Annotated in this window: 13 protein-coding genes; 7 read left to right on the top strand and 6 right to left on the bottom strand. The window is 61.6% G+C overall.

Annotated features, from left to right (window positions below):
• Positions 1 to 43 precede the first annotated feature (43 nt).
• The 3 genes from pstC to pstB are packed head-to-tail and all read left to right on the top strand — an operon-like array spanning position 44 to position 2693.
• Positions 44 to 1039 (top strand): phosphate ABC transporter permease subunit PstC, encoded by a 996-nt coding sequence (gene pstC, locus DBP26_RS13885; protein ID WP_108237995.1) that lies wholly within the window; start codon positions 44 to 46, stop codon positions 1037 to 1039.
• A complete protein-coding gene (gene pstA, locus DBP26_RS13880) occupies positions 1036 to 1914 on the top strand; it encodes a phosphate ABC transporter permease PstA (protein ID WP_108237996.1) in 879 nt (292 codons plus the stop codon). Before pstC ends, pstA begins: the two co-directional genes overlap by 4 nt.
• The gene (gene pstB, locus DBP26_RS13875; RefSeq protein ID WP_108237997.1) at positions 1914 to 2693 is read left to right on the top strand and encodes a phosphate ABC transporter ATP-binding protein PstB; all 780 of its coding nucleotides are present in this window, start codon (positions 1914 to 1916) and stop codon (positions 2691 to 2693) included. The genes pstA and pstB overlap by 1 nt, the downstream gene beginning before the upstream one ends.
• A 54-nt stretch (positions 2694 to 2747) precedes the next feature.
• Here the strand turns inward: pstB and DBP26_RS13870 are convergent, their stop codons facing one another.
• Positions 2748 to 3680: a LysR family transcriptional regulator gene (locus DBP26_RS13870; RefSeq protein WP_108237998.1), complete on the bottom strand. Its 933-nt coding sequence runs from the start codon at positions 3678 to 3680 to the stop codon at positions 2748 to 2750.
• A 212-nt stretch (positions 3681 to 3892) separates the two neighbouring features.
• Between DBP26_RS13870 and DBP26_RS13865 the strand changes: the two genes are divergently transcribed.
• Genes DBP26_RS13865 through DBP26_RS13855 form a run of 3 tightly spaced genes read left to right on the top strand, consistent with a single transcriptional unit; the run spans position 3893 to position 6758 of the window.
• Positions 3893 to 4693 (top strand): glucose 1-dehydrogenase, encoded by an 801-nt coding sequence (locus DBP26_RS13865; RefSeq protein WP_108237999.1) that lies wholly within the window; start codon positions 3893 to 3895, stop codon positions 4691 to 4693.
• Positions 4686 to 6533 (top strand): glycoside hydrolase family 15 protein, encoded by a 1848-nt coding sequence (locus DBP26_RS13860; RefSeq protein WP_108238000.1) that lies wholly within the window; start codon positions 4686 to 4688, stop codon positions 6531 to 6533. The genes DBP26_RS13865 and DBP26_RS13860 overlap by 8 nt, the downstream gene beginning before the upstream one ends.
• Positions 6534 to 6548: 15 nt before the next feature.
• Entirely contained in the window at positions 6549 to 6758 is a 210-nt protein-coding gene (locus DBP26_RS13855; protein ID WP_108238001.1) for a DUF2945 domain-containing protein, read from the top strand.
• A 36-nt stretch (positions 6759 to 6794) separates the two neighbouring features.
• On the opposite strand, the gene DBP26_RS13850 is transcribed toward DBP26_RS13855, so the two are convergent.
• From DBP26_RS13850 to DBP26_RS13830, 5 genes are read right to left on the bottom strand one after another with little or no spacing between them, the layout of a single operon-like run.
• A complete protein-coding gene (locus tag DBP26_RS13850) occupies positions 6795 to 8222 on the bottom strand; it encodes a DUF2723 domain-containing protein (protein WP_108238002.1) in 1428 nt (475 codons plus the stop codon).
• A 33-nt stretch (positions 8223 to 8255) separates the two neighbouring features.
• Entirely contained in the window at positions 8256 to 9188 is a 933-nt protein-coding gene (locus tag DBP26_RS13845; RefSeq protein ID WP_108238149.1) for a lysylphosphatidylglycerol synthase transmembrane domain-containing protein, read from the bottom strand.
• Between the two features lie 53 nt (positions 9189 to 9241).
• Positions 9242 to 9997, bottom strand: coding sequence for an SDR family oxidoreductase (locus DBP26_RS13840; RefSeq protein ID WP_108238003.1), 756 nt, complete (start codon positions 9995 to 9997; stop codon positions 9242 to 9244).
• Positions 9994 to 11310 carry an FAD-binding oxidoreductase gene (locus DBP26_RS13835; protein WP_108238004.1) on the bottom strand — a complete coding sequence of 439 codons (1317 nt, stop codon included), beginning with the start codon at positions 11308 to 11310 and terminating at the stop codon, positions 9994 to 9996. Before DBP26_RS13835 ends, DBP26_RS13840 begins: the two co-directional genes overlap by 4 nt.
• Entirely contained in the window at positions 11307 to 12758 is a 1452-nt protein-coding gene (locus tag DBP26_RS13830; protein WP_108238005.1) for a UbiA family prenyltransferase, read from the bottom strand. Before DBP26_RS13830 ends, DBP26_RS13835 begins: the two co-directional genes overlap by 4 nt.
• A 303-nt stretch (positions 12759 to 13061) precedes the next feature.
• On the opposite strand from DBP26_RS13830, the gene norR reads away from it, so the two are divergent.
• A complete protein-coding gene (gene norR, locus DBP26_RS13825; RefSeq protein WP_108238006.1) occupies positions 13062 to 14621 on the top strand; it encodes a nitric oxide reductase transcriptional regulator NorR in 1560 nt (519 codons plus the stop codon).
• Positions 14622 to 14638: the final 17 nt, after the last annotated feature.

Genomic DNA, 14638 nt, shown 5'->3' with positions numbered 1-14638 from the left:
ATCGAGCGCTCGGTGACAGGGTTTCCTTGCGAGTGGACCCAACATGACTGAGAACACCCAATATATGTCCGCTGTTATTCCGGATGTGGAATCCGAGAGCGAAAAACGAGCGGCCCGCGATCACCGTCACGATGCCTGGTTCAGGCGCGCGATGCTGGGCGCGGCTCTGTTGGTTCTGCTGTTGCTGGCGAGTATCGCTGGCTCGACGCTGTGGGGCGGAGCCCTGGCGTTCAAGACCTTTGGTTTCGAATTTCTTACCAGTACCGAATGGGACGCGGTAAACGGCCACTTCGGCGCACTGGTGCCGATCTATGGCACCCTCGTCACGTCCTTTCTCGCCTTGCTGATCGCCGTTCCGGTGAGCTTCGGCATTGCGATTTTTCTGACTGAAGTCGCCCCGCCCTGGTTGCGTACACCGATCGCGTCGGCCGTCGAACTGCTCGCGGGCATCCCTTCGATCATCTACGGCATGTGGGGCCTGTTCGTCTTCGGCCCGTTCATGGCGGCCTACCTGGCGCCGTGGATCAACGACAACCTGGGGGCGCTGCCGCTGATCGGCCCGGTGTTTCAAGGCCCGCCACTGGGCATCGGGATGCTGACGGCCGGCATCGTCCTGGCGATCATGATCATTCCGTTTATCACCTCGGTCATGACCGAAGTATTTCGCACCGTGCCAGTGGCCCTCAAAGAGTCGGCCTATGCCTTGGGGGGCACGACGTGGGAAGTGGTGTGGGACATCGTTTTGCCCTACACCCGCACGGCCGTCGTGGGCGGGATTTTTCTCGGTCTCGGTCGCGCCCTCGGTGAAACCATGGCGGTGACTTTCGTGTTGGGCAATGCGCACCAGTTCTCCGCATCGTTGATGATGCCCAGCAGCTCGATCGCCTCGGTGATCGCCAACGAATTCAGCGAGGCGTACACCGATTTGCATCGCTCGTCGCTGATCGCGCTGGGCTTCCTGTTGTTTGTCGTCACTTTCATCGTGCTGGCCATCGCCCGTCTGATGCTGTCTCGTCTGTCGCGCAAGGAGGGTGTATGAGCAAGGCCGATAATGAAAATCTGTACCGGATGCGGGCTTTCAAAAACAAGCTCGCCATGGTGCTCAGTTGTGGCGCGACCGTGTTCGGTCTGCTGTGGCTGGTGTGGATTCTGTTCACCACAGTCATCAATGGCTTTCAAGCGCTCAACCTGCGCCTGTTCACCGAAATGACCCCGCCGCCGGGCGCCGAGGGCGGGCTGGCCAACGCGTTCTACGGCAGCTTCCTGATGTCCGGCCTGGGCCTGGTCATCGGCACGCCGATCGGCCTGATGGCCGGGATCTGGCTGGCCGAGTTTGCCCGTCACACCAAGCTGGGCAACGCCGTTCGCTTCATCAACGACATTCTGCTCTCCGCGCCGTCGATCGTCCTCGGGCTGTTCGTCTACACCGCGGTGATTTTGCCGATCAGCGCCGTCACTGATCATCGCGTCGGCTTCTCGGCCTTCGCCGGTGCCTTGGCCCTGGCACTCCTGGTGATCCCGGTGGTGGTGCGCACCACCGACGAGATGCTGCAACTGCAACCGGCGACCATGCGGGAAGCCGCCCTGGCGCTGGGAGTCCCCCAGTGGAAGTTGACCTTGCAGATCGTGCTGCGTGCCGCTCGAGCGGGCGTGATCACCGGGATCCTGTTGGCTCTGGCCCGTATTACCGGTGAAACCGCGCCCCTGTTGTTCACCGCGTTCGGCAACCAGTTCTGGAGCGGCGACCTGCTCAAGCCGATCGCCAGCATTCCAGTGGTGATCTTCCAGTACGCCATGAGCCCCTTCGATGACTGGCATTCCTTGGCCTGGGCTGGCGCACTGATCATGACTCTCTTCGTACTGGTGCTGAGCCTCAGCTCCCGTCTCCTTCTTTTGCGCAATAAGGCGTCCTGATGAACAACCTTTCCCTTGCCGACGAAAAAACCAAGATCCAGGTGCGCAACCTCGACTTTTTCTACAACGGCCATCAGTCGTTGAAGAACATCAACATGACCATTCCGGAGAAGCGCATCACCGCGATCATTGGCCCTTCGGGCTGCGGTAAGTCGACCATGTTGCGCGTCTTCAACCGGATCTACTCGATGTACCCGAAGTTGGAAGCCAAGGGCGAGGTGCTGCTCAACGGCGAAAACATCCTCGCTCCGGGCTACTCGATGAACCGTCTGCGCAGCCACGTGGGCATGGTCTTCCAAAAGCCTGTGCCGTTTCCCATGACGATTCGCGACAACATTTCCTACGCCGTCAAGCATCACGAGAAGCTCAACCGTCGGGAAATGGAAGACCGCGTCGAGGAGGCCCTGCGCGGTGCAGCCCTGTGGGACGAAGTGAAAGACAAGCTGGACAAGAATGCCCAGGGTTTGTCGGGTGGTCAGCAGCAGCGCCTGTGCATTGCCCGCACCATTGCGTTGCGTCCGCAGGTGTTGTTGCTCGATGAACCGACCTCAGCGCTGGACCCGATCTCCACCGGCCGCATCGAACAGCTGATCACCGAACTCAAAGAGCAGTTCACCGTGGTCATCGTCACCCACAACATGCAACAGGCCGCGCGCTGCTCGGACTACACCGCGTTCATGTTCCTGGGCGAGCTGATCGAGCACGGCGACACCGACACCATCTTCACCAAGCCCACCAAGACCCAGACCGAGGATTACATCACCGGTCGTTTCGGCTGAGGTCCGTCACATGACCGATCGCCAGGCGAGGGGCGGTCGGTCAAGGCGCGTCGCTCATCCCTTGGGCAAGGGCGGGAGCGTGCTGTGGTCCCCCATGAACTGCTCCAGGCGTTTGCGCAGCCAGCGCTCTGCCGGATCGGTATCCATCACGCTCAGCCAGACCATCGACAGCTCCAGGTTCGGCGTGATGAACGGCAAGGGTTCTCCGCGCAGCAAGCCCGTCTTGCCCATTGCCAGCGTCAAGTGATCCGGCAGGTTGCACAGCAGATCGGTACCGGCCATGAGGGCGGGCAGGGTGCTGTATTGCGGAACCGACAACACCGCCTGACGCTTGCGCCCGATCGCGGCCAGCCACTCATCGGCAAAGCTCGAGATATTCGCGACATGGGACACCACGACGTGGGGCCGCGCGCAGTATTCGTCCAGGGTCAAAGGCTCGGGTGACTCATCGGAACGCACCACCATGGGCTGAACGCTGCGCAGCAGCTTGCGCTTGGCGTTGGCGGGCAGTTCACGGGTCAGGCAAACGCCGACGGTGATCTCGCCGGACATGAGCAATTCCGAAACATTCCAGTAGTTGACTTGCTTGATCACCAGAATCACCCCCGGCGCTTCCTCGCGGATCGCACGCAGCAGTGGAGGCAGGAGGCTGTACTCGACATCGTCCGACAGGCCGATACGGAAGGTCATGTCACTGCTGGCGGGGTCGAACTCGCGAGTCAGGCTCAGCGCCACCGACATCGCATCCAGTGCAGGGGAGAGGTGATGAATGATCTCGTTGGCCCGCGCCGTGGGCTCCATGCGGTGCCCGACGCGAATGAACAGCGGATCGTTGAACAACGCCCGCAGCCGGTTCAGCGCGGCACTGATGGTGGGCTGACCCAGAAAAAGCTTTTCGGCGGCACGGGTCACATTGCGCTCTTGCATCAAGGTCTCGAACACCACCATCAGGTTGATATCCGCCTTACGCAGCTCATTGCGGTTCATGCCTGGCCCCCGTTACCCAACATTCGTACCCCTGCTCTCAACGCCTGAGAAATGATGCGCGACAGTGTATGGACCGGGTTTGCCCGACGTCCAGCGCAACCGCTATCCAGCACAAGGTCGCGCGGGGCTCGCTGAACGGCGTGCGGTCCAACTGAACTTCCTCCGCACCCGATCAGTCAGCATTGAAACGCTTACCTGAGGCTCGACATTCCATGCTGATTTCCTTGAAAGGCCAGGTCGCTCTGGTCACGGGTGCCAGTTCCGGTCTCGGTGCTGGCGCCGCCAGAGGCCTGGCAGCGTCCGGCGCGGCGGTAGTGGTCAATTACCACTCCCAACCAGAGCCCGCCGAAAAACTGGTGGACGAGATCCGCGCTGCGGGTGGTCAAGCCATCGCCGTCGGTGCTGATGTCTCCAAAGAGAACGAAGTCGAAAGACTCTTCGCCGCGACCCTCGACGCTTTCGGGCGGCTCGACATTCTGGTGGCCAATTCCGGTCTGCAGAAAGACGCCGCGATCGCCGAATTGACCCTCGAAGACTGGAACACCGTCATCAACGTCAACCTCACGGGCCAGTTTCTCTGCGCCCGAGCCGCGTTGCGTCAGTTCGCAAAACAGACCATCCGATCCGACATTTCCCGGGCGTTGGGCAAGATCATTCACATGAGCTCGGTTCACCAGGTGATTCCCTGGGCCGGCCATGTCAACTACGCGGCCTCCAAAGGCGGTGTCGACTTGCTGATGCGCAGCATCGCTCAGGAAGTGGGTGAGCAGCGGATTCGCGTCAACAGCATCGCCCCTGGCGCCATTCGTACGGCCATCAACACCGAGGCGACCACAGGCGACGCAGAAAAGAAACTGTTGAAACTGATCCCCTATGGTCGCGTGGGGGAGGCCGAAGACGTCGCCAACGCCGTCGTCTGGTTGGCCTCAGACGCCTCGGACTATGTACACGGCGCGACGTTGTTCATCGACGGTGGCATGAGCCTTTACCCGGAGTTCCGCAACAATGGCTGAGCGCCCGCACACTGAAGCCGATCCGCGTGACGAAGCACAGAACGCCATCGAGCATCACGGCATCATTGGCGACATGCGCAGTGCGGCACTGATCGCCGACACCGGCAGTATCGATTTCTGCTGTTGGCCAGACTTCGACAGCCCGACGATTTTCAGCGCGCTGCTCGACACCCCGGAGGCAGGCATTTTCCAACTGTCGCCCGTTCTCCCGGATGCCCGGCGCCAACAGCTCTACCTGCCCGAAACCAATGTGTTGATGACCCGCTGGATCGGCGAAGATGCCGTGGTGGAGGTCACCGACCTGATGCCGATCGCCTCGGATGTGGACGAACTGCCCCGCCTAGTCCGGCGCATTCATGTCCGCCACGGCGCTGCGCGGGGGCGAATGCTGTGCCGCGTTCGTCACGATTACAGCCGCGCCGAGACGAAGGCGACCTTGGACGGCGAAGACGTGCGTTTCGAAGCAAAAGGCCAACCGGCCTTGCGCTTGTCGGCGACCATACCCTTGAAGCTCGACGGGAATGCCGCCGTTGCCGAATTCAGAATGAAGCAGGGCGATATCGTCGAGTTCATGCTTGGCGGGGCGGATGACGTCAACGTGAAAGCCAGCCAGTGCGATGGCGACCTGAAGAATACGGTGCACTTCTGGCAGCGCTGGAGCCGTCATGCCAACTACCGCGGGCGCTGGCGAGAGACGGTCAACCGCTCGGCACTGGCGCTCAAGCTGCTGACCTCGCGCAAACACGGCGGTATCGTTGCCGCTGCGACGTTTGGCTTGCCGGAGGAACAGGGCGGCGAGCGCAATTGGGATTACCGCTACACCTGGATACGCGACGCCTCCTTCACCGTCTACGCCTTCATGCGTCTGGGCTATACCGAAGAGGCCAACGCCTTCATGCAGTGGGTGCGCGGGCGTATGGGGGATTGCTGTGAGGAATCGCGCAAACTGGGCATTCTCTATTCGCTGGATGGCCGGGAAGAGTTGCCCGAGGAAACCCTCGATCACCTCGCCGGTTACGGCGGCGCCACCCCTGTGCGCATCGGCAACGAGGCTTACAAGCAAACGCAGTTGGACATCTACGGCGAACTGATGGACGCCGTCTACCTGGCCAACAAATACGGCGAGGCGATCTCCCATGAGGGCTGGAAAAACGCCACCCGGCTGGTCGATGACCTGTGCGAAAAATGGCAGAGCAAGGATGTCGGCATTTGGGAAATGCGTGGCGAAGATCAGCACTTCCTGCATTCGCGGCTGATGTGCTGGGTCGCGCTGGACCGCGCCCTGCGCCTGTCCCTCAAACGCTCCCTGCCTGCGCCGTTCGACCGCTGGGACAAGGCCCGTCAAGCGATCCACGACGACATCTGGGAGAACTTCTGGGACAAGGACCTTGGCCACTTCGTCCAGTACAAAGGCAGCAAAAACCTCGACGCGTCGATGCTGTTGATGCCGCTGGTGCGCTTCGTCGGCGCCAGCGACCCCAAATGGTTGGCCACGCTGGATGCGATCGAGCGCACATTGGTGCGCGACGGCATGGTTTACCGCTATCGCAACGACGACAGCTACGGTGATGGCCTGGAAGGAGAAGAGGGCGCGTTCGTTGCCTGCTCGTTCTGGTACGTCGAATGCCTGGCCCGCGCCGGACGCGTCGAACAGGCCCATCTGGAATTCGAACAGTTGCTGCGCTATGCCAATCCACTGGGCCTGTACGCCGAAGAATTCGACAGCCGCGGCCACCATTTGGGCAACACCCCTCAAGCCCTCAGTCACTTGGCATTGATCAGCGCGGCGAGCTTTCTAGACCGCAAACTCGAAGGCACCCAGACCCTCTGGCAACCATGAACCCAGGAGAAACCCATGACGCATAAATTCAAAAAAGGCGACCACGTCCGCTGGAACTCGGAGGCCGGGCATGTGAAAGGCGTGGTGACCCGCGTCGTCACCCACGACGTGGAATTCATGGGGCGTCAGCGCAAAGCCTCAAAGGATGACCCCCAATATGAGGTCAAGAGCGACAAGACCGGGCACTTGGCGATGCATAAGGAAGGCGCGCTGGAAAAGGCTTGAACGCGCCCGCCAGGCGCTGAGGCCAGGCGCACTGGCCTATTTGACCCTCAACTCGTACCCCACCGGCAATGTCTCCAGCGCAAAGCGTTGGCCGATCACGTCGCAATAACTCGTGCGTGCCAGGTAGGCGCCAGGCCCGTTGAGGTAGTGGTCGATGTCTTGCACTTCTTCGCACAGCTCGAAGGTTCTGCCCTTGAGCAGGCCACTGGCCTGGGCCGAGCGCAGGGCGCCGTTGGGGGTCCAGTCGCCGATGATGAGCGAGCCCTCGGGGGTGGACGCTTCATAACTGCGGACGAACTGTTCGGCAGAGCGGTCATTCAGATAGGGCGTCATGAAGTAGTGAATGTCGTCGCGAAATGGCAACGTCTCCTTGTGAACGGGCAATTGGATCGCGCCGCTGGCATAAACCGCGTACACCGCCAGGATCGCGACCGGAGCGGCAAGCGGAGAGGCCATGACCAGCCCCGCCACCTTGCGTGGCAGCAGGGCGTACAGCTGGATGACGCCCAGGATGCTCAGTAAGACCGCGCCTGGGAGAAAGAAGGTGAAGCGGTCAGTGACGTTGTAGGACACCGCGAAGATGAAATTCATCATGGCCGCGCACCACAGCACCCTCAATGCCGGTGTTTTAGGGAACAGCACCAGGCCGGCCAATTGCGGGCCGATCAGCGATAACAGCAGCAGCCCTACGGAATTCTTTTCGTGCCACATGTCGTCGAAACGGAACAACGCGCCTTGCCAGCTCTGCTCGCTGGTTTTGTCAGGAATGCCGATCAGGTAGCGGTGGCCGATGTCGATCAGGCTCATGCCCGTCTGCAGCTCGTTGCGGATGCTGGGGAACGCGACCGCGAACCCCAGAACGAAGCCGGGCAGCGTCAGCAAAGTGCGCGTTTTGTGCTGCCACAGCAGTTGCACGTAAAGCGGGAACAGCACGATGAAGGTCAGTTGGTGAATGGCCGCCGCCAGCCCGGTCAGCAGCCCGATCAGCAACAGCGCAGGGGTCGCCCCGAGGCGGGGCTTGTCATTGAACTGCACCATATAGGCCAGGGTCACCAGCAGCGTGTGCAGCAGGTAGACTTCCGCCTTGGTCGACACCCAGAACACGCAATGGCTCAGCACCGCCGCGGCAATCGCCAGCAGTGCCTGGGTCGTGGTGGCGCCCACACCACGGGCCAGGCGGAAGATCGCCCAGGCCAAGGGGATCAGCAGCAGTGAATTCATGAAGCTCAACACGTGCGGACCGAAGCCGTCGAACAAGGCGGTGGTGACGAACAGGTACAGCGGATGGTCCAGCGGCGTGAGGGTTTGGCTGAAATACTGACCCTGCGCGGCGTCCGCGAGAAACATGCCATTGTCCATCCACTGGACGGGTCCGCTGGATGCAAGAAAGCTTGCAATGATGGCCCCTATCACCAGCAGCAGGGGAATTGATGTCGAGGGGCGATTACCAACAGCTGCCACCATGAAATGCACTCCAGTCCGTGTTTTGTCCGTAGGTCAAGGTTGTTGAATGGGGTGCGGCTCGGGCGCGTTTTCACCCTTGAGCCGCAGCAGCATCAAGGCGCCGATGGCCACCGCGAACCACAGCGTGGCCAGGCGAATCAGCACCGTGGCGGCGACAGCGTCGGCGCTGTTCATGCCTTTCCACACCAGCAGCCCGACCATCACGGCCTCCGCGCCGCCGAGCCCGCCGGGCATGAAGCTGATCGCGCCCGCGAGCATCGCCAGGGCGTAAACGAAGACCGCGAACGGCAGCGGGATGTCGGCGCCCATCCAGCCGAGAATCCAATCGAAGGCCAGCGCCTCGGCACTCCAGGCCACCACGCTGAGCAGCGTCAGCCCCAGCATCAGGCGCAGCCGATGGCAGTGTTGGGCATGAATCAGCACTTGCAGCAGGTGACGCAGCAGTCCGATCAATTTGCCACCCTCACCGGGCACGGCGTTCATCAGCCGTTGCATCAGGCGGCGCTGCGACAAGACCAGCAGCCCGGTGAGTACCAGACCCAAGCCCACTACGATCACTGGCATTGCTTCGGGGTACAGCGTCAGGCCGAACAACGTCAGCAGGACCACGGCGAACAGGTCCGACAGCCGTTCGCTGAAGAACGCCGCGAAGCTTTGCGGATAAGGCACGCCCCAACGTTTGAGCAGTACGCCGCGCAGGGCCTCACCGGCCTTCCCAGGGGTGGTCGTCAGCGCAAAACCCGCCAGATAGATCCTCAGGCTCGGGCGCCACGGTATCGGATGGCCCAATACGTTCAGGTACGCCTGCCAGCGTAAAAACCGCAGGCCGTAGTTGACTGACGACATGAGCAGCGCGATGACGATACCCACCAGCCCGACCTCAGCCACCGCTGCGCCGACCGCCTGCCATCCGCCCCAGAGCGAAAAACCGAGATAGCCCAGCGCCGAGCCCACCACCGAGAGCATCACCGCGCGGTAACGCCAGCCGGACAGCCGCACGGCATCGGTCGACGCGGCATTCACAGGTTCAGCCTCTTGAACACCGGTTGCGGTATCGAGCGGATGATCAGCATGATCAGTGCCCAGAAGCCGGGTGCGTATAACGTCGGTGCCTTCTGCGCGATGCCGTTGACGATGCGCTGAGCCACCTGGGCCGGTTGCGCCAGCAGCGCGGCTGGCAGCGACAGGCCCTGGGTCATGGGCGTGTCGACAAACCCTGGCTTGATGGTGGTGACGTGAACGCCCACCTTGAACAGACGCGCTTGCAGGCCTTCGCAATAGGTGGAGACGGCCGCCTTCGCGCTGCCGTAGAGGTAATTCGAAGGGCGTCCTCGGTCCGCCGCCACTGACGAAATGATCGCCAGGCTGCCGCAACGTTGAGTTTCGAACTGTTGTGCGAGGATCGTCAGTAGGGCGATGACAGAGGTACCGTTGTTGGCGAATTCGCGCATGGCCAGCTGTACGTCTCGTTCGCAGGCTTTCTGGTCAGGCAGGGTGCCATGGGCAATCAGAGCGATGTCGATCTGGCCCAGGGCCGTCAGTCCACGGCTGAGCATCAATGGATGGGCGTCGATGTCGGTGGCGTCCATTTCGTGCAGCGTTACGTTTTTCGCTCCGCGCGCCTTGAGGTCGGCGGCGGTCTGTTGAAGTTTGTCGACGTTGCGCGCAACGAGAAAGAAATCGCTGCCCTGGCTCGCCCAGAGACGGGCACAGGCCGTGGCAATGGCCGAGGTCGCACCGATGATGAGGATTTTCTTTGCGGTGGGAAGGGTCATGACAGCACGCGGCTCCAGAAACGGGACATCAGGGAAGGATCGCGCAGCGCTTCCAGTCGCTCCCAGGCGGGGTAGGCCTGGCGAAAGTCGGCGCCGCTCATGTGGGCATCCTTGGCCGGGTACAAGCGGCCGCCCGCAGCGCGAACGATGGCGTCCAGTCGGGGAAATAAAACGTTCTCCAACTGCTCGCTGTGCGGAAAGTCCAGCGCCAGAGAGGTGCCAGGCATCGGAAACGACAACAGGCCCGGCGAGCGAACATCGCCACAGCGCTTGAGCACCGCCAGAAACGAACCCTGGCCGGCATGGGCGATGGCCCGCAGCAACTCAGCCATTGCCGCCTCGGCGTTGGCGGTCGGGATCACGCACTGGTATTGCTGAAAGCCTCGACGACCGTAAATGCGGTTCCAGTGCAGCACGCGGTCGAGCGGGTAGAAAAACGGCTCATAATCGCTGCGCCCCAGCCTGCGTTGACTCGGATGCAGGCGCCAATACAGGGTGTTGAACACGCCCAATGAGACGCTGTTGATCAACGACACTGGGGGCGTGAGCGGTACGCTCAGCTTCGTCCGGCGCCCCACATCGAGCGATCCGTAGGGCGCGTGATCGCCCACGATGAACACCCCACGGCCGGTATCGGCGCCCTTGGCCAGGCAATCGACCCACGCCACGCTGTACTCGTGCTGCTCATCCAGTTCATCAGACAACGCGAAGAACTCCGCCAGGTTGGCGAAGCGTACGGTCGTGGTGTCGATCTGGCTGGCGCGGATCGGCATCAGTTGTAGCTGTGCCCAATGGATGATCCCGGTCAGACCGAGCCCCCCAATGCTCGCCGAGAACAGCGAGGCATTCGCGTCGGGCGAGCAGGTGATGCCGGGTTGGCCGGGGCGCAGCAGGCCGAAGCTGCGCACATGGCGCCCGAACGTGCCGCGCACATGGTGGTTTTTGCCGTGGACGTCATTGGCGATGGCGCCGCCGACGGTGGCGAACTGGGTGCCGGGCGTGACCGGCAGGAACCAGCCCCGGGGGATGCTCACTGTCAGCACCTCGGCCAGCGTGACACCGGCCTCGACCGTCAGCACGCCATCGTCCCAGTCGGCGTCGATCAGGCGATCCAGCGAGCGCATGTGCAGCACTTGATTGCTGGTCGCCAGGCAACTGTCGCCGTAGCTGCGGCCGTTGCCGTACGGCAGGCTGCTGCGGTGCGCCTCGATCACCTTGTCCAGGTGGCCGGGCAGCTCGTCGAGCCATACGCAACCGTGGCCACGCTGGGGTGTGCGCGGAAACCGCCCCCAGGAATACAGCGGCGCGCTCATGCGGCGATCCAGAACATGAGGAGGAAAATCGCGCCGATCAATTGGCTGGTACGGTCACGGATGGCGAACACCACCGGGTCCTCGTTCATCTGTCCGCGATGGGTCAGCATCCATACGCGGGTGACCCAGAACAGCAACAGGGGGCAGGCCAACCAGATCACGTGGGGGGTCACGTACAAAGCAGTGGTCTTGGCGTCTTGGATGTACAGCGCCAATACCATGACCGCCAGATAGCCCGAGGAGGCGCCCAATGAAGCGATCATGTCTAGATCGCCCGGGTAATAGCCACGGCCCCGGGCAAAGGTGTTCACTTCGCGGGCTCGCGCATCACGCAGTTCGGCGTAGCGCTTGACCATCGCCAGGCTCAGGAAGATGAACATCGAGAAGGCCAGAATCCAGAAGGTCAACGTCAGGTTGAACGCCGCGACACCGGCGATGATCCGGGCGGTGTAGAGCATGGCCAGGGCAATCACGTCCCAGGCCATCAGCCGTTTGAGCTGCAACGAATAGGCGAGCGTCAGCCCGTAGTACGCGGCCATGACGGCCGAGAATTGCCAGGGCAAGAGCGCCAGGGCGACACCGAAGGCCGTCAGCAGCAGGGTAGGGACCAGAATCAGCCCGGACTTGATCGACAGGCGACCGCTGGCGAAGGGGCGATGGCATTTGCTTTTGTGGTGGCGGTCATCGCAGAGGTCCAGCAGGTCGTTGAGGATGTAGACACTGGATGCGCACAGCCCGAAGCAAAAGAAAGCGAAGACGCCATCACGCAGCAGATCCAGCTGCACGAACCGGTGAGAGGCGAGCAGCGGGACGAAGATCAGCGTGTTTTTCAGCCACTGGTGAAGCCGCAGGGCCTTGCGCCAATCGCGAACACCGGAGGCGTTGGTGCGGACGGTGGGCTGAACCTGATGCATGGCTTTGACCCGGGATTCCACACCCGAATCCGGATTGACCACATACGCCTGGCGAGACACTTTCCAGATCGGCAAGTCATCTTTGGAGTTGCCGATATAGTCGAAACCCCCTTCGCCAAAGTGGGCAACTAACAGATCGCGCTTATTATTGCCGGACAAGTTACGGTTGGCATTGGACGCCAACACCAGATCGAATAACTGCAAATGTTCGGCAATGCGCTCGGCCAGACTGACATGGCTGGCAGTGGCCAGCACGATCATCCGGCCGCTGGCTTTCTCGGCCTGAATCATCTCGATGATGTGCGAATCGTAGGGCAACACCGACACGTCTATTTCGGTTGCCTGCGCCAGCGCTTCCTTGAGTGCCGCTTTGCCCTTGAACAACCAGCGCAGCATCTGGAACGCCTGCGTCGGCTGGCTTCTGACGAAGGCCATCGCAGTTTCCATCAGCAGATCCGAACGCAATAGCGTGCCATCCAGATCGACGACCAAGGGGGGGAATGTCTCGAGAACTCTTCCCTGAATTCTTGCCATGTCGGATGCTCCTTTCGGGGACCATCCGACTATAAACAAAATAAAATTTTCACCACTTCATTTAAATTAAACATGCCGGTCATTCTTGACGACCGCTTGGCGCCAGAAGTTGAAGACGTTCCACAAAACGCCCAAGACAGTGCGGCGTATCATTATTGAAACGCTGGACCGCTCATTATTTGGCGGGGTATTGCTCACTGAAAATTGACATGCCCCTTTTTGTACAGGGGTTCTTTGACGCTCGGGCTGTCGTTTATCTCGGCGATGCGGTCATAATGACCACATTTCTCAACCGGAGCGGTCATGACTCATCCTTTATTACTGGCCCTGGTACCGGTGGTGGCTGACCTCACTCGCGAGCTTTCCGACGAAGAGCGCTATCGACGACTCTTGCGGTCCCTGCGCCAATGGCTGCCCTGCGATGCAGTCGCGTTGCTCAGGCTCGAAGGCGACGTGCTGGTGCCGTTGGCGGTCGAAGGCTTGAGTCCGGACACCCTCGGGCGCCGCTTCAGGCTCGGTGAGCACCCTCGGTTGGACCGCATCGTGCAGCACCCCGAGCCGACCCGTTTTTCCACCGATTGCGAGTTGCCCGATCCCTATGACGGCTTGGTAGACGGCGTGCACGGCGATCTCGAAGTGCATGATTGCCTGGGCTGTCCGCTGTACGTGCAAGGCACACTGTGGGGCGTGATGACCCTCGATTCGCTCGATCCATCGCGCTTTGGCGACGTCGATCTGGGCAATCTGCAGGCGTTCGCCAGCCTGGCGGCAGCCACGGTCATGGCCAGCGAGCGGATCGACCATTTGGCGCGCAGCTTTGAAGATCAGCGGCAATTGGCGGAGGTCTACAAGCGTGCGGCGGGAGCACGCGGGCCGCGCGAGCTGATCGGTCAAAGTGCGGTACACCGGCGTTTGCAGCAAGAAATCGAGTGGGTAGGCAACAGCCCGCTGACGGTGTTGATTACGGGTGAGACGGGGGTAGGCAAGGAGTTGGTGGCCGAAGCGATCCATCTGCATTCGCCCCGCGGGCACAAGGCGTTGATCAGCCTCAACTGCGCGGCATTGCCTGAGTTGCTGGTGGAAAGCGAATTGTTCGGTCACGTCAAAGGTGCTTTTTCCGGCGCCGTCAGTGGGCGCAGCGGCAAATTCGAGCTGGCCGATGGTGGCACGTTGTTTCTCGACGAAGTCGGCGAGCTGCCGTTGCCGGTGCAATCGAAGCTGCTGCGGGTGCTGCAGAGCGGTCAGTTGCAACGGGTCGGCTCGGACCAGGAACACCGGGTGGATGTGCGGATCATCGCAGCCACCAACCGCGACTTGGCCGAAGAGGTGCGGGCCGGGCGTTTCCGTGCAGACCTCTACCATCGACTGAGCGTCTACCCGTTGGTGGTTCCTCCGTTACGGGAGCGCGGCAAGGACGTGGTGTTGCTGGCGGGGTATTTCCTCGAAGAGAACCGTGCCCGCATGGGGTTGCGCAGCCTGCGCATGGGATCGGACGCACAGAAAGCGTTGCTGGGGCATCCATGGCCGGGGAACGTGCGTGAACTGGAACACCTCATCAGCCGAGCCGTGCTCAAAGCGCTGTCGGTCCACAGGGAGCGGCCGAAGATTCTGACCCTGGAAGCCCATCACCTGGGGCTGGAGCAAGACCCAGCACCCTTCGTACCAGGCGTCGCTGCACCCCTTGGCCCCGACGCCGTGCCCACACCGGGCGAGGGCCTGAAACAGACCGTCGATGATTTTCAAAAACGTCTGATCATCGAAGCCCTCAGCCGACACCAGGGTAAATGGGCGGACGTGGCGCGCGAGCTGAAACTGGACCGGGCCAATCTCAGTCGTCTGGCCAGGCGGTTGGGGATCCGCTAGCGGCATTCGACACTGCA

Origin of the sequence: Pseudomonas sp. RIT409 (genome assembly GCF_003052515.2) — a bacterium.
Lineage (GTDB): Bacteria > Pseudomonadota > Gammaproteobacteria > Pseudomonadales > Pseudomonadaceae > Aquipseudomonas.
This window is presented reverse-complemented; position numbering and strand designations above follow the sequence as displayed.